At 61.0% G+C, this 17,480-nt stretch carries 14 protein-coding genes and 3 pseudogenes; 4 read left to right on the top strand and 13 right to left on the bottom strand.

Translation table 11 applies throughout. The features are described from left to right. Together ASG25_RS23355 and ASG25_RS03080 are read left to right on the top strand one after the other, a co-directional pair. Positions 1 to 291, top strand: a pseudogene (locus ASG25_RS23355) (IS3 family transposase); the annotation flags it as partial. A 1-nt stretch (position 292) separates the two neighbouring features. Then, positions 293 to 1,125: pseudogene (locus tag ASG25_RS03080) on the top strand (IS3 family transposase); the annotation flags it as partial. Positions 1,126 to 1,272: 147 nt separating this feature from the next. Here the strand turns inward: ASG25_RS03080 and ASG25_RS22090 are convergent. Continuing rightward, a pseudogene (locus ASG25_RS22090) lies at positions 1,273 to 1,931 on the bottom strand (IS5 family transposase). A gap of 784 nt (positions 1,932 to 2,715) precedes the next feature. Further along, entirely contained in the window at positions 2,716 to 3,336 is a 621-nt protein-coding gene (locus ASG25_RS03090) for a sugar transferase (RefSeq protein ID WP_062472005.1), read from the bottom strand. A gap of 448 nt (positions 3,337 to 3,784) precedes the next feature. Between ASG25_RS03090 and ASG25_RS03095 the strand changes: the two genes are divergently transcribed. After that, positions 3,785 to 3,967, top strand: coding sequence for a hypothetical protein (locus ASG25_RS03095; protein ID WP_062469095.1), 183 nt, complete (start codon positions 3,785 to 3,787; stop codon positions 3,965 to 3,967). A gap of 101 nt (positions 3,968 to 4,068) precedes the next feature. Here ASG25_RS03095 and ASG25_RS03100 read toward each other — a convergent pair whose 3' ends face one another. The 11 genes from ASG25_RS03100 to rpoZ form a co-directional block, all read right to left on the bottom strand. Beyond that, positions 4,069 to 5,232 carry a nucleotide sugar dehydrogenase gene (locus ASG25_RS03100; protein WP_062469098.1) on the bottom strand — a complete coding sequence of 388 codons (1,164 nt, stop codon included), beginning with the start codon at positions 5,230 to 5,232 and terminating at the stop codon, positions 4,069 to 4,071. Positions 5,233 to 5,361: 129 nt separating this feature from the next. Beyond that, on the bottom strand, positions 5,362 to 6,357 hold the full coding sequence (gene galE, locus ASG25_RS03105) for a UDP-glucose 4-epimerase GalE (protein ID WP_062469102.1): 996 nt from the start codon (positions 6,355 to 6,357) through the stop codon (positions 5,362 to 5,364). Positions 6,358 to 6,463: 106 nt separating this feature from the next. Next, positions 6,464 to 8,782 (bottom strand): Tex family protein, encoded by a 2,319-nt coding sequence (locus tag ASG25_RS03110; protein WP_062469106.1) that lies wholly within the window; start codon positions 8,780 to 8,782, stop codon positions 6,464 to 6,466. A gap of 153 nt (positions 8,783 to 8,935) precedes the next feature. After that, positions 8,936 to 9,913 carry a GTPase Era gene (gene era / locus ASG25_RS03115; RefSeq protein ID WP_062472021.1) on the bottom strand — a complete coding sequence of 326 codons (978 nt, stop codon included), beginning with the start codon at positions 9,911 to 9,913 and terminating at the stop codon, positions 8,936 to 8,938. Between the two features lie 144 nt (positions 9,914 to 10,057). Beyond that, the gene (gene rnc, locus ASG25_RS03120) at positions 10,058 to 10,768 is read right to left on the bottom strand and encodes a ribonuclease III (RefSeq protein WP_062469109.1); all 711 of its coding nucleotides are present in this window, start codon (positions 10,766 to 10,768) and stop codon (positions 10,058 to 10,060) included. Further along, positions 10,768 to 11,511 carry a signal peptidase I gene (gene lepB, locus ASG25_RS03125; protein ID WP_062469112.1) on the bottom strand — a complete coding sequence of 248 codons (744 nt, stop codon included), beginning with the start codon at positions 11,509 to 11,511 and terminating at the stop codon, positions 10,768 to 10,770. The genes rnc and lepB overlap by 1 nt, the downstream gene beginning before the upstream one ends. Before the next feature lie 150 nt (positions 11,512 to 11,661). Beyond that, entirely contained in the window at positions 11,662 to 12,081 is a 420-nt protein-coding gene (gene acpS, locus ASG25_RS03130) for a holo-ACP synthase (RefSeq protein ID WP_062469115.1), read from the bottom strand. Between the two features lie 30 nt (positions 12,082 to 12,111). Next, the gene (locus tag ASG25_RS03135) at positions 12,112 to 12,747 is read right to left on the bottom strand and encodes a DUF2062 domain-containing protein (RefSeq protein ID WP_062472024.1); all 636 of its coding nucleotides are present in this window, start codon (positions 12,745 to 12,747) and stop codon (positions 12,112 to 12,114) included. 380 nt (positions 12,748 to 13,127) lie between these two features. Next, positions 13,128 to 13,280, bottom strand: coding sequence for a DUF3563 domain-containing protein (locus ASG25_RS22095; protein WP_082475770.1), 153 nt, complete (start codon positions 13,278 to 13,280; stop codon positions 13,128 to 13,130). A 141-nt stretch (positions 13,281 to 13,421) separates the two neighbouring features. Beyond that, a complete protein-coding gene (locus ASG25_RS03140) occupies positions 13,422 to 15,647 on the bottom strand; it encodes a bifunctional (p)ppGpp synthetase/guanosine-3',5'-bis(diphosphate) 3'-pyrophosphohydrolase (RefSeq protein WP_062469118.1) in 2,226 nt (741 codons plus the stop codon). A 265-nt stretch (positions 15,648 to 15,912) separates the two neighbouring features. Next, positions 15,913 to 16,317, bottom strand: coding sequence for a DNA-directed RNA polymerase subunit omega (gene rpoZ, locus ASG25_RS03145; protein ID WP_062469121.1), 405 nt, complete (start codon positions 16,315 to 16,317; stop codon positions 15,913 to 15,915). A 501-nt stretch (positions 16,318 to 16,818) separates the two neighbouring features. Here rpoZ and ASG25_RS03150 point away from each other — a divergent pair. Continuing rightward, positions 16,819 to 17,403: an NYN domain-containing protein gene (locus ASG25_RS03150; RefSeq protein ID WP_062469124.1), complete on the top strand. Its 585-nt coding sequence runs from the start codon at positions 16,819 to 16,821 to the stop codon at positions 17,401 to 17,403. The last annotated feature ends 77 nt before the right edge of the window (positions 17,404 to 17,480 follow it).

Consider the following 17,480-nt stretch of genomic DNA (forward strand, 5'->3'; position numbering starts at 1 on the left):
GCGCTCGAAGAGGAGAATGCCAAGCTGAAGAAACTGCTGGCCGAGCAGATGTTGGATGTTGCCGCGCTTCGCGAGCTTCTTGCAAAAAAATGGTAGGGCTCGTCGCCCAGCGTGAAGCCGTCACACATCTGAAGACCGCCATGGGTTTTTCGGAACGGCGGGCCTGCCAGATCATCTCCGTTGATCGCAAGATGATCCGCTACCGGTCGTGCCGACCGTCGGAGGTGGCATTGCGAGCAAAGCTGCGCGATCTGGCCAATGAGCGTCGGCGTTTCAGATACAGACGGCTGTNCGATCCGCTACCGGTCGTGCCGACCGTCGGAGGTGGCATTGCGAGCAAAGCTGCGCGATCTGGCCAATGAGCGTCGGCGTTTCAGATACAGACGGCTGTTCATTCTGCTTCGGCGAGACGGAGAGCCTTCTGGGGTCAATCGCATCTATCCCATGGCCGGTAGTTGATTGCATGCAATCACCGTTAGGCGATTGTATCGGGAGGAAGGTCTTTCCGTGCGCAAGCGCAAAGCSAGGCGGCGTGSTGTCGGCACCCGTGCGCCGATCCTCGTCGAAGCAAAGGCAAATGCACGCTGGTCGCTCGATTTYGTCCACGACCAKTTCGCCTGCGGCAGACGTYTTCGCGTGCTGAATGTGGTCGATGACGTCACCCGCGAATGCCTGGCGGCGATCCCGGACACATCGATCTCTGGCCGTCGTGTTGCTCGCGAACTGACRACATTGATCAAACAGCGAGGCAAGCCCGGCATRATCGTTTCCGACAATGGGACCGAACTCACCTCGAATGCCATCCTTGCCTGGTCGAAGGATCATAAGGTCGAGTGRCACTACATCGCGCAGGGAAGACCGATGCAAAATGGCTACGTCGAGAGCTTCATCGGCCGCATGCGCGACAAGTTACTGAATGAAAGCCTGTTCTTCGGCCTCGACCAGGCCCGCAACGCCATTGCGGAATGGGCGGACGATTACAACAATGTCCGGCCCCACTCATCGCTCGAATACCAGACCCCGGCAGCCTATGTCGAGACCATCGCCGCAACCGGCTCCAACGCTACGCAATATGGACGCTTCGCGTTTCCGCCGGTTGCTCACACCACGACATTTGGCATATCAAACTATGTCGAGACCATCGCCGCAACCGGCTCCAACGCTACGCAATATGGACGCTTCGCGTTTCCGCCGGTTGCTCACACCACGACATTTGGCATATCAARAACCGCCGAGGCTCTAATCGCAGCCGGATGAAAGTTCAGTGGCAGGTCAGCACCTGTCGTATCGTGTAGCGATGCGTCGCCAGTCCTTGAGCTTGGCGAAGTGGCTCTCGACCTTGTGGCACTGGCGATAGAGTACCTTGTCGTAGGGATAAGGAAGTTTCCGCTTCGGCTCGATGTAATACAGGGTTAGATACCCCTTGAGCGCTTGCCGGAACCAAGTGCTGTCGTAGCAGCGATCGGCGATAAAAACGTTGGCTGGCGGAGGGCTTTCAGCACGAGATGGGCACCTTTGTGGTCACTCATCTGACCTTCCAATAGCAGCATGACGACGGGACGGCGTTTGTCGTCGCACACAGTGTGAAGCTTGGAGTTCCAGCGGAACTTGGTGCGTCCGATACGTCGGGGAACATCTCCTTTCTAAGCAGGCTCGCCGCCGTGCGGTGGGCCTTGAGATCTGTCGCGTCGATCATAATGCGCTCGGGCTTGGCACCGTCGCACATTGAAGTCGCAAAGATCCAGTTGAACACGCTGAGCCGTCTCAACGGATGAAGCGATTGTAGAATGTCTTGTGTGGGCCGCAGTCCTTCAACACACCTTTCCACTGCAGCCCGTTGCGGATCACATAGACGATCCCGCTCACCATACGCCGGTCATCGACCCGCGGCACACCATGCGCAAGGGAAAGAACGGCGAGATCCGAGACATCTGACGATCGCTCAGCAAAACAAATCACTTATCACGGCCTCATCATGGAGACTGTGAATTACGTCCCAAATCAGACTAATCGGTCCTGAGCTTAGACTGAGTGCAATACCCGAGCAGTGACTGTTTAAGCCGAGATCCTGCCTCGTCATCCAGAATTGGCAAAGGGATTTAGCGCACATTAAAATAGAGTATTCGGTTTTGGCATGTCGTGAATGTTGACGAGCAGGAAAGGAGTTCCCTGCAGACGCATTAACCCGACAAGTTTGGACTGTCGAATTCTACTGACATGAGGACGCTCGGCTTGACGGCTGCCAGTTGCCACTCCAACCATCTACTTTATCACTCCCGGCTGGCTTCGCCGAAGTTCTAGCATGCCCATGTCATCCAGTGTGCAGGAATCTCTGAAGAGGGCGCTAGAAAAAGAGAGCACCAGTTGGCAAAAGCACCGTCGAGAAATTATTTGTCCAAGCGAGCATCATCATCCGCTTCGCTATACCTGCTCCCGTGACCTAATAAAAATCAGGTAGCTTTTAATGTTTACGCTCGCTGCCCTAGACATCAATAAGATTCCGAATGCGGACAGCAAAACCTCAAAACCACCCGTTGTTAAATGAACACGGGTTATATACACCCTCTCGAAGCGACTGCGGAAACGCAACTCGCAGAATGATGACCAGTGAAAATCCGTTAAAAATCGACGGAGCCGTCAGTGGCCTGACTATATGTCACAGCGCACCTCCGTACTAACTTGATATGCCCTAACTTCCCGAAATTTTGCCCGTGGCTAGAAGCCCGTGCCGCCGCGAAGTTCGGACCATACAGTCTTCACGATTATGTTTACGTCCATCCAGAAGGTGAAGTTGTGAACGTAATAGATGTCGCAAGCAATGCGAGCACGAGCCTTGACCGGGTCTGTGGTCGGGCCGCGGAAGCCGCGAACCTGCGCTAGCCCGGTCAGGCCGGGCTTCACCATGTGTCGGTCATGGTAGTGCGGCACCAGATCCTCATAGAGACGATCCGCAGCCAGCATGCCGATGGCGTGGCAACGTGGGCCGACCAGAGACATCTGGCCTAGAAGAACGTTAAGGAGCTGCGGCAGCTCATCGATGCTCGTCTTGCGCAGAATAGCGCCGAGGCGTGTGATCCGGGGATCGTTCTTGGTGGTCTGTGCGACGCCGGTGGCGTCGCACATGTCCGTCCGCATACTACGTAACTTATAGATTCGGATACGTTTGCCGTTCACGCCCCAGCGAACCTGAGAGAATATTGGCGAACCCGGGCTTTCCAGCCGAATCGCAACGCATACGAGCAGGAAGAGTGGGAGCAGAATCGTCAGCGCCGTCAAGGATACCGCGATGTCCAGCGCCCGCTTGGCAGCGAAGTGCGCTGTCTTACCGCTCTTCATGTCCGCGACCGAGCCCTTCTTCAGGGCAGCGCGGGAAATCGTTGCTGCATTGGCATAGGTCATCGTACCATAGTCCTTCATGCAGGCCTCCAAAATCTTGCCACTTCATGTTGCATCGCAATATGCCTCATAATCAACCATCTGTCATCGCCAATTAGAAATTTTATTAACTACGAGCAGCTGCAATGCGTCTGACGCATAGCTCGGTTCTGGTTTTCCAAATTAACCAGCGATGCGCGCCCGCTTAATCGATAAAAAACATGGTGACCGTGAGGGCGATATGCGGCGAATGAATGGTAAGACGCGTTTGAGCCGCAAGACGCGTAAAATCTTCTTGTTTTGCTTCAGGGGGATTTCACCAAACCCTTGAGAAGATAGACGGACAGTTGGCGGATTAACGGCTCCGTAGGGTCGAACCCGTAGCCTCGGTTCAACACAGGAGGCACATATGTCCTTGCGATTTAAGAGCTTGTCCGCCACATTTGGTATATCGATCGCCCTCTGGGCCGTCCTCATTCAGGGTGGACTTGCTCTCTACCAGACCGCGACCTCGGGAAGCCTGAGCGAATCGGCGATGATGGGTTCGGCTGCGAAATCGCCGGACGGACCGTCGGATGCAGCCCACTTCTGACCGCATCCGAAGGCCTGTCCAGAGGGCCGGCGGCTGGTTGGCCCCGCTTGCCTTTAGATCGACGCCGTCGGTCGAAAACGTCGGCCATCGGCCATCAGTCTTTAGTCCGCCCCGAACAGATCGCGCGTATAGACCTTGTCCGCCACGTCGGCCAGATCGTGCGTGTTGCGGTTGGCAACGATCACGTCGCAGGTCGTCTTGAACTCCGAAAGATCGGAGATCAGCGGCGACTTGAAGAACTCCTTGCCCGGCAAGGACGGTTCGTAGACGACGACCTCGATGCCCTTGGCCTTCAGACGCTTCATTATGCCCTGGATCGACGAATCACGGAAATTGTCAGAGCCTGCCTTCATCACGAGGCGATAGATGCCGACCCGCTTGGGGTCGCGTCGCAGAATGCTGTCTGCAATGAAGTCCTTACGGACGGTGTTCGCGGTGACGATCGCGCCGATCAGCGACTGTGGCACCGCATCGTAGTTTGCGAGTAGCTGCTTGGTGTCTTTGGGCAGGCAGTAGCCGCCGTAGCCGAAGGACGGATTGTTGTAGTGCGTTCCGATTCGCGGATCGAGTCCGACGCCGTCGATGATCTGGCGGGCGTCCAGACCGTGCATCTCGGAATAGGTGTCGAGTTCGTTGAAATAGGCGACGCGCATGGCGAGGTAGGTGTTGGAGAACAGCTTGATCGCCTCCGCCTCGCTGGAGTCGGTCAGGAGGATCTGGACATCCTTCTTGATGGCACCCTGCAGGAGAAGCTCGGCAAAGACCCGCGCCCTCTCGGACCGTTCTCCGACCACGATGCGCGAGGGATGGAGGTTGTCGTAGAGCGCCTTGCCTTCGCGCAGGAATTCCGGCGAGAAGATCACGCTCTCGCGCCCGAGCGATTGTTGCAGGCGCTTCGTGTACCCAACAGGGATGGTGGACTTGATGACGATGACGGCGTCGGGATTGACCGACACGACATCCGCGATGGCGGCCTCGACGGACCGCGTATCGAAGTGATTGGTCGCGGTGTCGTAGTTCGTCGGCGTTGCGATCACCACGTAATTGGCACCGGCATAGGCGTCCGCCTTGTCGCCGGTCGCGCGGAAATTCAATCCGCGGCCCAGATAATCCGACACTTCCGCGTCGACGATTGGGGACTTCCCGCCGTTCAGGAGATTTACCTTGTCGATATTGGTGTCGTAGGCAACGACCTCGTTGTGCTGCGCGAGCAGCATGGCGTTGGAAATTCCGACATAGCCGAGACCGGCAACCGCTATTTTCATTGTGAAACCTTCTCTGGACATAAGGACCGATAGCTGTCCGACACATGCATCGGGTCGCAAGGTGCGTATGTAAGCAGCTAGTATGCTGCAGCGCAGCAAGTCCTAACGCGAAGTTGGCGGTTCAACAAGTCACTCGGTCGCGTTTCTGCGCGACAGGCGATCCTCCCAGTTGAGTGCATCGCGCACAATCACGTCGAGATCGTCATATTGCGGCGTCCAGCCAAGTTCCTGCATCGCCAGAGCCGGATTGGCGACGATCATGGCCGGATCCCCTGCCCGGCGTCCGGCAAACTCGACCGAGAAATCCGCGCCATGGACGCGCTTGACGGTGTCGAGCACCTCGAGAACGGAGAATCCGTGGCCGTAGCCACAATTGGCAACCAGCGATCCGCCGCCGGCGCGCATCCGCTGCAGCGCCTTCAGATGGGCCTGGACCAGATCCCAGACGTGAATGTAATCGCGCACGCAGGTGCCGTCGGGCGTCGGATAATCCGTACCGAAAACGCTCATGGATGCGCGTTTGCCAAGCGCCACGGCGCAGGCGATCTTGATCAGATGCGTCGATGTCTTGGAGGATTGACCGGAGCGACCCTTGGGATCGGCGCCGGCGACGTTGAAATAGCGCAGCACCGTGTAGGTCAGGTCGTGCGCGGCGGCAGCGTCGCGCAGCATGATCTCCGTCATCAGCTTGGACGAGCCGTAGGGCGATTCCGGACGAAGCTGCACGGTTTCGGTGACAGGCTCCAGGACGTCGGGCGTACCGTAGACGGCCGCTGTCGAAGAGAACACGAAATGCGGAATGCCGGCCTTCACGACGCTTTCGATGAGTGCGCGCGACTTGACCGTGTTGTTTTCGTAGTAGCCGAGCGGATCGCTGACACTGTCCGGGACGACGATGGAGCCGGCGAAATGGATCACGGCATCGATATCATTGTCCGAAAAGATCTGCGCCAGCAGAGCTGAGTCGGCAATGTCGCCTTCGTAGAAGCGCGCTTCGGGGGCGATTGCCCAACGGAAGCCGGTGGAAAGACGATCGATGACGACGACGTCCTCGCCCGCTTCCTGCAGAGCCCAGACCATATGGCTGCCGATATAGCCGCCACCGCCCGTTACAAGTACCGCCATGCCATGCCTCTCCGTTGATCTTCGCCGTTGGTATGCAGCGATCGTCGTCTTCTGACAAGATGGCGTGCGCCAGTGCCCGTCCCGGCGATCGCGGTGCCGCGAGCGCTTATGTCCGCTTGGCGGCGCGCAGCAGCGCCTCGCCCAAGGCGCCGGTTGCGGACGCCTGCGGCTTCTCCGGCTTCATCGGGCGATGCTCGGCCCGCGGGCCCGGCGCGGATGCCGGCCGGCCGGAGGCTTCCCCGCCGTCCTTGCGCATGGTGAGGCCGATGCGCTTGCGCGGCACGTCCACTTCCGTCACGCGCACCTTCACCACGTCGCCCGCCTTCACCACTTCGTGGGGGTCCTTGACGAAGCGGTCCGCAAGTTGGGAGACGTGCACCAGGCCATCCTGGTGCACGCCGATGTCGACGAAGGCGCCGAATGCGGCAACGTTCGTCACGGTACCTTCCAAGAGCATTCCGGGTTTCAGATCCTTGATGTCATCGACGCCGTCGGCAAAGGTCGCAGTCTTGAAGCTCGGACGCGGGTCGCGGCCGGGCTTCTCCAGTTCCGACAGGATGTCGCGAATGGTGGGCAGGCCGAACCGCTCATCGACGAAGGCCTTGGGATCGAGCGACTTCAGAAGCTGCGAATCGCCCATCACCGCGCGGACGTCGCGCCCGCAGGCCGAGATGATTTTCTTGGCGATGCCGTAGGCCTCCGGATGCACGGACGACGCATCGAGCGGCTCCTTGCCGCCGGGGATGCGCAGGAAGCCGGCACATTGCTCGAAGGTGCGCGCGCCGAGGCGCGGTACGGTCTTCAGCTCGCTGCGCGTCTTGAACGGACCAATCGCATCGCGGTGGGCGACGATCGCCTCGGCCGTCGAGCGGCTGAGGCCCGAGACGCGTGCGAGAAGCGGCGCAGAGGCCGTGTTCAGATCGACGCCGACGGCGTTCACCGCATCCTCGACCACCGCATCCAGCGAGCGGCTGAGGCGCCCTTGGTCGACATCGTGCTGGTATTGCCCGACGCCGATCGACTTCGGCTCGATCTTGACGAGCTCGGCCAGCGGATCCTGCAGCCGCCGCGCGATCGAGACGGCGCCGCGCAGGGAAACGTCGAGGTTCGGAAACTCGTCGGCCGCCGCCTGTGATGCCGAATAGATGGAGGCGCCCGCCTCGGACACGATGACCTTGGTCGGTTTCGATCCGGGCAGCGTTGCCAGCATGTCGGCGACAAGCCGCTCGGTCTCGCGACTGCCGGTGCCGTTGCCGATCGAGATCAGCTCCACCTTGTGCCGGGCGATCAGCCGGGCAATCTCCGCTTGAGCGCCACGTACGTCGTTCTTCGGCGGAAACGGATAGACGGTGGCGGTTTCGAGCAGTTTGCCCGTTCCGTCGACGACGGCCACCTTGACGCCGGTGCGGATGCCCGGGTCGAGCCCCATCGTCGCGCGGGAGCCGGCCGGCGCCGCCAGCAACAGGTCCTTCAGGTTGCGCGCAAAGACGTGGATGGCCTCCTCTTCGGCTCTCTCGCGCAGTTCGCGCATCAGGTCGAGCGACAGCGACATCGACAGCTTGACACGCCAGGTCCAGCGGATGACCTCCATCAGCCATTGGTCGCCCGGCAGACTGCCGAGCTGGTAGGCCGCGGCGATGATGCTTTCGACCGGCTTGACGGGAGACGGATCCGCCTCGTCGACGACGATATCGACCGAGAGGATCTCCTCGTTCCAGCCGCGCAGCATGGCCAGCGCCCGGTGACCCGGCGCGGTCGCCCAGCGCTCGGTATGATCGAAATAATCGGAAAACTTCGCGCCCGCCGCTTCCTTGCCGGCCACGACCTTGGCCCGGAGAAATGCGCCGCTGCGCATGTGGCCGCGCAGTCTGCCGAGCAGGTCCGCATTCTCGACGATGCCCTCGGCAACGATATCACGCGCGCCATCGAGCGCCGTCTTCACATCGGGCACGTCGGGCGAAAGAAACGACGCAGCCCGCTCGGCCGGCTTGATGCGGCGATCCAGAAGGATCGCATCGGCCAGGGGGCCGAGCCCCCTCTCGCGCGCGATTTCCGCCTTGGTGCGGCGTTTCGGCTTATAGGGGAGATAGATATCCTCAAGCTCCGCCTTCGTCGTCACGGCAGCGATCTTCCGCGCGAGATCGTCGGTCAGTTTGTCCTGGCTGCGGATGGACTCGACGATCGAATTTCGGCGGGCTTCGAGCTCGCGCAGGTAGACCAGGCGTTCGGCGAGCGTGCGCAGCTGCGTGTCGTCGAGGCCGCCTGTGACCTCCTTGCGGTAGCGGGCGATGAAGGGCACCGTTGCGCCACCATCCAGCAGCTCCACCGCGGAGACGACCTGGGCCTGCGTTGCCTTGATCTCCTGCGCGATCAGAAGTGCGATCGGCGGAACGGTCCGCGGGGTCGTCTGTGCGGGCTGCGACATGAGGTGCGATCTCCTGATTGCGAGTCGCGCGGACCATAGAGAGATCGGACGGCGCCGCCAAGACGCCGGGAAGCGACCGTGTGGCTGGAGGCGCTCCGCAGCGCCCATGCCTCAGGCGCTGCCGAGGACACGTCGGCGCCATTACTTCGATGCCTATCCGCGCGGGAATTCGAGGCCCATCTCGCGGAAACGCTCGGGATCGTCTCCCCAGTTTTCCCGAACCTTGACGAAAAGGAAAAGATGGACGGGTTGGTCGAGAATTCCGGACAGTTCCTTGCGTGACGCCATGGAAATCGCCTTGATGGCTTCTCCGTTTCGGCCAAGCGCGATCTTTTTCTGGCTGTCGCGCTCGACATAGATGACCTGCTCGATCCGCACCGAGCCGTCCTTCTTTTCCTCCCAGCTCTCCGTTTCCACATGCGAGGAATAGGGAAGCTCCTGGTGCAGGCGCAGGAACAGCTTTTCGCGGGTAATTTCGGCGGCGAGCTGGCGCATGGGCAGGTCGGAGATCTGGTCTTCCGGATAATACCACGGGCCTTCCGGCAGGGCGTCTGCGAGATAGTCCATGACATCGTCACAGCCGGAGCCGGTCAGGGCCGAGATCATGAAGGTCCGTTCGAACGAGACGACCTCATTGGCGGCGGATGCCAGCTGCAGCAAATCTTCGCGCGACACCTGGTCGATCTTGTTCAGCACGAGGATCTTCGGCTGGTGGACCTCCTTCAGCCCCTCCAGAATCATCTGCGCATCGCCCTTGAGCCCGCGTTCGCTGTCGATCAGCAGCATGATGAAATCCGCATCCTTGGCGCCGCCCCAGGCGGTCGTGACCATGGCGCGGTCGAGCCGACGGCGCGGCTTGAAGATGCCCGGCGTGTCCATGAACACGATCTGGGCGCGGTCGTGGATCGCGATGCCGCGCACGATGGCGCGTGTCGTCTGCACCTTGTGGCTGACGATCGAAACCTTGGCCCCGACCAGTCGGTTGACCAGCGTCGACTTGCCGGCATTGGTGGCGCCGATCATGGCGACGAAGCCGGAATGCGTGGGACGGCTGTCAGCGTCCGTCACGCCGTCGATGTCAGTAGCAGCGTTCTGCGTCGTGTCGGCAGGATCCGTGTGATCTTCGGTCATCATATCCGTCAATTCGTTAAGGGCCGGCATGTCTGTCGGCGTGAGTATGAACCGCAATCGCTTCCGCGACCAGAGGCTTGGAAAAGGTTGGCATCCTGCGCGATCCGACGCCGGACTTCAGACGCCGAAGGTCAGGCTCCGGGATCAGGCACCTGAAGTGACCCAGACCCCTTCCCGCTCGAGAATGCGGGTTGCGGCGGTCTGTTCGGCGGCACGCTTGGAACGGTCGATGCCTGTCTCGGGCGCAACGCCGGGGATGATCACCGTCACCGTGAAGCGCGGATCGTGATCGGGACCGGAACGGTCGTCCACGCGATACTGCGGCGCGACGCCGAACTTGGCATGCGACCACTCCTGCAGCTCGGTCTTGGCATCCCGGCGGGCGCCGTCCGCACGCGTGGCCCGCGCCTTCCAGTGCCGGAGCACGAAGCCGCGCGCGGCTTCCAGCCCGCCATCGAGATAGATCGCCGCGATCAGGGCCTCGATCACGTCGGCGCGAATGTTCAGCACATGCTTGCCGGACAGTTTCTTCACATCGGCGCCGGCGCGAATGAAGCGATGGAGCTCGATCTCGTCCGAGATCGCCGCACAGCTTTCGGCACTGACGAGCTGGTTCAGCCGGACGGACAGTTCGCCTTCGTTCGCCGATTTGAAGGTCTGGAACAGGAGTTCCGCGACGCAGAGGCCGAGCACCCGGTCCCCGAGGAACTCCAGCCGCTCATAGTCGGATCCACCGGAATTGCGCGCGCTCGAATGCGTGAGCGCCCGGTCGAGCCTGACCTTGTCGTTAAAGACATAGCCGAGCACGTCCTCCAGGCGTTCGCGCTCCTGGGGTCCGAGATCGCGCGGTTTCATTACTTCAGAACCTTGAACAGGCGGTCGTAGCGCAGATTTGCCGGCCATTTCCAGATTTCGAGGAAGGAGGTGTCGTGACCGAGCGAGAAGAAGATGAGGCTGGCGCGGCCGACAAGATTTTCCGCCGGCACGTAGCCGACGTCGAAGCGGCTGTCGGCGGAATTGTCGCGGTTGTCGCCCATCATGAAGTAATGACCTTCCGGCACCACGAACTCGCGGGTGTTGTCGCCCCGCGTATCCGGGAACTGGTCCAGCGTGTCGAAGCTGACGCCGTTGTCGAGGGTTTCCCGGTAGACCGGCACGTCGGCGCCGGTGTCGTACTGGTCGTCGGCCCGGAAAACACCGGCGGGCTTGCGGGCGACTTCCGTGTCGTTGACGTAGAGGATGGAGTTGCGCACCTGAACCCGGTCGCCCGGCAGGCCGATGACCCGCTTGATATAGTCGATCTCGGGATTGGGCGGAAACCGGAAGACGGCGATGTCGCCGCGCTTGGGGTCGCTGCCGAAGATGCGGCCGCTGAACAGGTCCGGCGAGCGCGGCAGCGAGTATTTCGAATAGCCGTAGGCGAACTTGTTGACGAAGATGTAGTCACCGACGAGCAGCGTCGGCATCATCGAACCCGAGGGGATGGTGAAGGGCTGGAACAGCACGGTCCGGATCACGAGGGCCAGAAGCAGGGCCTGGATGATGACCTTCACATTCTCCCAGAGACCGCTGTCCTTCTTTGCGATTTTTTCTTCCACGCCCGTCCATCCTTGTTTGCCGCTGACCGGCGCTTGTGTCGTCCGAATGCCGTTGGTCTGAAGGGGTCCGTAAGAGTGCGCTATATGGCTCAGGCGCCCTCGCAAAAGTGCGCAGCGTCAGGCACAGCCGGACCTCGACTGTGCCATCCTCTAGCCGCTAACGTCTTCCGGAGCAACGGGCAGCGCTTCTATTATGACGAAGGCCTGCGCCAGCGGATCGTCGTCGGTGATCGTGAGATGGATGACGGCCCGGTGGCCGTGCGGCAGCATGCTCGCGAGGCGCGCGGCGGCGCCCCCGGTCAGCACCATGGTCGGCTTGCCGCCGGGCAAGTTGACGACGCCCATGTCCTTCCAGAGCACCCCCTGCCCGATCCCGGTTCCCAGCGCCTTGGAACAGGCCTCTTTGGCGGCGAAGCGCTTGGCGTAGGACGCCGACCGGTTCTTGCGGCCCTCGGACTTTGCGATCTCGACATCGGTGAAACAGCGCTGGATGAAGCGCTCGCCGAACCGGCTGAGCGAGTTGTCGATACGCCGGATGTCGATGAGGTCGCTGCCGAGGCCGATAATCATGGAAACCTGATGGGCTAGAGAGGATAAGGTTTAGGACGCCTGCGTCTCTTTGAGCCGGCCGGCGAGACGCGAGACGCGCCGCGACTGGAACAGTCGGGCTGCGGCATAGGCGCCGATGTAGAAAACCACCGCACTGCCGACGACCAGCGGCAGGCTGCCGACCAGCAGCGGCTTCAAGACCGGTCCCCAGAGTTCGGAAAACCGGAGATGCGTCAGCATGTTCAGCATGTCGTCTCCCCCCAGCGGAACGGGGCTTCCCGCTCCGAGAATGGCGGTGCCGATCTCGTAGCTGGTCGCGAGGATGATCGGGATGGTCAACGGGTTGGCCAGCGCGGTCGCAATCCCGGCGGCGATAAGATTGCCGGAAAAGAGATAGGCAGCGGCGACCGCGATCAGGATGTGGAGGCCGACAAAGGGCGTCGCGGAGGACGCAGCCCCTGCGGCAACGCCCACGGCGATGGAATGGGGAGACGACGACAGGCGCAGGATGCGCAGGGTCAGATAGCGCAGCCCGCGCGTGAACCCTTTGCGCGGCCATACGAGCTCGCGAAGCCGGGTCGATAGTGTTGCGGGCTGACGACGTCTGAAAATCATGATGCCGTGATAGACGACGGCCGTGTGGCCGTACAATGGCAATCTTATGCCCGCGTGGGCAATCCGTTGCATTTGGCTGTCGCATCCGGACGCAAAGGTGAAGCCCGGACGGCCTTCGTTCGCGCAATCGAACCGGATCGGTCGCCCGCGCGCTATGGCGAACTGCGTGGGCGGAGCATTCATGCTCCCGGCGATCACGGCTGAACGCGGGCCCGCAATGAGCCGCATCGCGCAGCGATCACCCGCGATCCCTCCGGCGGAGATCATGCTCGTCGAAACCGACCCATCATGTGCCGAGATCCGACAAGCGCTCCCTGCCGTGAGCCATCATGGCGCGTTCCGGCGGGAAGGAAACGTCAGCGTCAACGGCCGCGACACAGACATCTGTCGCGCATGCCAGCCTTGCACCAAGCGCAAGGCTTCCGTCTTCATATGCCTCTTTCGAGGCAGGCTCAGAAGCCGTTGCGGAAGAGGCCGCGGTCGATCTGACGCTGGCGATATTCGAGGTCGATCCGGTCAGACGAGCCATTGAGGTAGCTCAGTTCGCGTTCGGATGCCGACAGAGGGCGCAGGGCGCCAGTAAGCTTCTTGATCTGCTTAAACATTTTGGTAAACCTTTCTTCGTTTACCTCCCGAGGCAGAACATAGGGGTTTCCAGCACTGTCCACCAGCGTTGGCTTCGGCGGGCAGCCATGCGGGACACGCATATCGCCACCTGCCGGAGCCTCGCTTGCGGGCGCCCCTGCCTACAGGAAAACCCGCTTCACCGTCGAAACGACCGGCAGTTCCTTCAGCTGGGTCAGCATGTGGTTCAGCTGGCGCAGATCCCAGACCTCGATGTCGAGCAGCAGCTCGCTGAAATCGGCGGCGATCGGGCCCATGGTGATCGCGCGGATATTGATATCGCCGGTCGCCAAAGATTGTGCAATGTCGGCAAGCGTTCCCGGCTCGTTCAGCGCGTTGACCTGCACGCGCACCATGAAGCGGGTGTTATTGGCCTGATCCAGATCCCAGCGCACATCGATCCAGCGCTCCGACTCGTCGTCGAACTGCTGCAGGCTCGGCGACTGGATCGGGTAGATGGTGATCCCCTTGTCCTTCTCCATGATGCCGACGATGCGGTCGCCGGGCACGGCACCGGATGCGCTGAAATGGACGAAGGCATTGCCCGAAAGGCCGCGGATCGGCAGGTCTTCCGGCCCACCGGCATCGATGGGCGTCGCGGTGCTCTTGGAATGCCCCGGGATCTTGAAGGCCATGCCGGCCGCCGAGCGCATGGCGAACCAGCCGTCGTCGGTGGACGGCTTCGGCGTCACGCGCTCGTCCTGGTGATCGGGATGCATGGCGCGCAGCACGTCGAGCGAGGACAGCTCGCCCCGCCCGACGGCAGCGATGGCATCCTCGATATCCTTCTGACCGAGGCGATGCAGGATCGGCTTCATCGCCTCGCGCGAGAACGGCTTGCCGGCGCGCTCGAAGGTGCGCTCCAGGATGCGGAAGCCGAGCCCGGAATACTGCTTGCGGATGGCGGCCTTGGTTGCACGGCGGATCGCGGCGCGGGCCTTGCCCGTGACGACGATTTCCTCCCAGGCCGCCGGCGGAACCTGGATGCCCGAACGGACGATTTCGACCTCGTCGCCATTGGCGAGCCGCGTGACCAGCGGCATGATCCGGCCGTTGATCTTCGCCCCCACGCAGGTGTCGCCGATATTGGTGTGGACGGCATAGGCAAAATCGATGGGGGTCGCGCCGCGCGGCAGAGCGATCAGCTGGCCCTTTGGCGTAAAGCAGAAGACCTGGTCCTGGAAGAGTTCGAGCTTGGTATGCTCCAGGAACTCTTCCGGATTGTCGCCTTCCGCCAGCGCCTCGATCGTCCGCCGGAGCCAGGAATAGGCATTGGAGGTCGGCGACAGCTTGACGTCGCCCTGGGCCTCGGCCCCATCCTTGTACAGCGTATGGGCGGCAATGCCGTATTCGGCGATTTCATGCATGCGGCGCGTGCGGATCTGCAGCTCGATGCGCTGGCGCGACGGCCCGACGATGGTGGTGTGGATCGACTGATAGTCGTTCTGCTTCGGCGTCGAGATGTAGTCCTTGAACCGGCCCGGGACGACGCGCCACCGCGTGTGGACGATGCCGAGCGCACGATAGCAGGCGGGGATGTCCTCGACGATCACCCGGAACCCCCAGACGTCGGACAGCTGTTCGAAAGACAGCGACTTCGACTGCATCTTGCGAAACACGGAATAGGGCTTCTTCTGACGCCCCTTGACGCTGATGCCCGTCAGCCCCTTGGCCGCCAGCAGGTCGCCCAGCTCGTCCTCGATCTTCTTGATCAGGCCCTCGTTGCGCGCGGACAGCTCGTCGAGACGCTGCGTCACCGTTTCGAAGGCATCGGGGTTGATGTGGCGGAAGGAAAGGTTCTCGAGTTCCTCCCGCATGTCGTGCATGCCCATGCGGCCCGCGAGCGGCGCATAGATCTCCATCGTTTCCTCGGAGATCCGGGCGCGCTTTTCCGCCGACATGTGGTCGAGCGTGCGCATGTTGTGCAGTCGGTCCGCCAGCTTGACGAGAAGAACGCGGACATCGTCGGAGATGGCCAGCAGGAGCTTGCGCAGGTTTTCGGCCTGCTTGGCCTTGCGGCTGACGAGATCGAGCTTCTTGATCTTGGTCAGGCCCTCGACCAGCGCGCCGATGTCCTCTCCGAAGAGGTCGTCGATCTCGGCGCGCGTCGCCGTCGTATCCTCGATGGTATCGTGCAGCAGCGCGACGGCGATCGTCGCCTCGTCGAGATGCATTTCCGTCAGGATCGCCGCGACTTCCAGCGGATGCGAAATATAGGGATCGCCGCTCGCACGCTTCTGCTGGCCATGTTTCTGCATGGCATAGACATAGGCCTTGTTGAGCAGTGCCTCGTTGACGTCGGGCTTGTATTTCTGAACCCGTTCCACGAGTTCATATTGGCGCATCATGCGTGTGCGGCTCCGCGGGGGCTGTATATCTGCAGCGTCACTCCTTCAATGGGATTCCATTTAAATCATGACGTGGCGACAACGAAAAGCGCGTCCGGTGCAAACCCGGACGATTCTGACGATATGACACAGTGCTACGGCAGATTTGCCACCATGGGAATCGATGCTGCTGCAAATCATCGTGCTTTCTTGTCGCGACCGCCCGAAAACGAAAAAGCGCCGGACGATGCCGGCGCTTCTGAACAATACGACCAGAATGGGACGATCAGTAGTCGTCGCTCTTTTCCGGGGGAACGAGGCCCTCGATGCCGGCGAGAAGCTCTTCTTCCGTCATGCGGTCGAAGGTCACGGCTTCCGGCTGGTCATCGTCATCCGACGCGTCGGAGAAGGACGCCGCGCTGCCGCCGGTGATCGATGCCGGATCGGCCTCGGGCTCGTCGACCTCGACATGCTTCTGAAGCGAATGGATCAGGTCTTCCTTGAGGTCGCCGGGAGACAACGTCTCGTCGGCGATCTCGCGCAGCGCGACAACCGGGTTCTTGTCGTTGTCGCGATCGATCGTGATCGCTGCACCCTGGGAGATCAGGCGGGCGCGGTGGCTGGCGAGCAGCACCAGCTCAAAACGGTTATCGACCTTGTCGATGCAATCTTCGACCGTAACGCGGGCCATTGCGTATCCTTCGATGGTTCAAGCGCCGGACGCGGCCAGAAACAGCCCTGCCTGCGCAGATATTGACGATGAGAGCGACCAAGCGCACGAGCGGCTTTCCGCCTCTCGGGAACGGATTGGTTGCCGGATACATCCATTGGGGCGAAAATTCAAGTTTTTCATGATGCGCGGCGCGATAAAGCCTCCGGCCGAGCGGTAGTATTGTTTTCCCCGTGTATCACCGAGATTGCGGATACAACCCAACAACTTTAGGTTTGTATGAAAGAAAGACAGTTGCGGGGACGTTTGAGAGTTCGTTTAACATGTTGATGCGCAGGCTGCGCATCGAGACTAGTGGGTGTCGAAAAACTGTGCTCGAACGACATTTGTTCTGTACCGAACTTTTCTCTCGATCGGTCGTGAGATAAGGACAATGATCATGATGCTCCGGCATGCACTTGTTCCGCGTTCGTGAATGAACATGGAAGACGGTGCGAACCTCGCCGGTTTGAAGGAATGCCAATGTTCGATCCGCGTGAAAAAATTGCTCTCTTTATCGACGGTGCGAACCTCTACGCCGCCTCGAAAAGCCTCGGCTTCGACATTGATTATCGTAAGCTTTTGAAAGCTTTCCAGAAGCGTGGCTACCTTCTCCGCGCCTATTATTATACGGCCCTGATCGAGGATCAGGAATACTCCTCCATCCGCCCGCTGATCGATTGGCTGGACTACAACGGCTACAAGGTCGTGACGAAGCCCGCCAAGGAATTTACCGATTCGCTCGGCCGCCGGAAAATCAAGGGCAATATGGACATCGAGCTTGCGATCGATGCCATGGAGCAGTCGGAAACGGTGGATCACCTCGTGATCTTCTCGGGTGACGGGGATTTTACCACACTGGTGGAGGCACTGCAGCGCAAGGGCCGAAAGGTCTCGGTGGTGTCGACCATGTCGACCCAGCCGCCGATGATCGCCGACGACCTGCGTCGGCAGTCGGATCACTTCATCGACCTCCTCAGCCTCAAGGCGGAAATCGGGCGCGACCCCTCGGAACGGCCGTCGCGGCATGTCGAGCCCGTCCATCAGGACGATATCGGCGGCGCCTGAAACGCGGATCGGCGCGGTAGGCTCCCCGCCGGGGGCCCGCCGCGCCGAACGAGGCACCCGTCAAAGGCAAGGCGCAT

The organism is Rhizobium sp. Leaf384, from assembly GCF_001424065.1.
In the GTDB taxonomy this organism is placed as follows: Bacteria; Pseudomonadota; Alphaproteobacteria; order Rhizobiales; family Rhizobiaceae; genus Ferranicluibacter.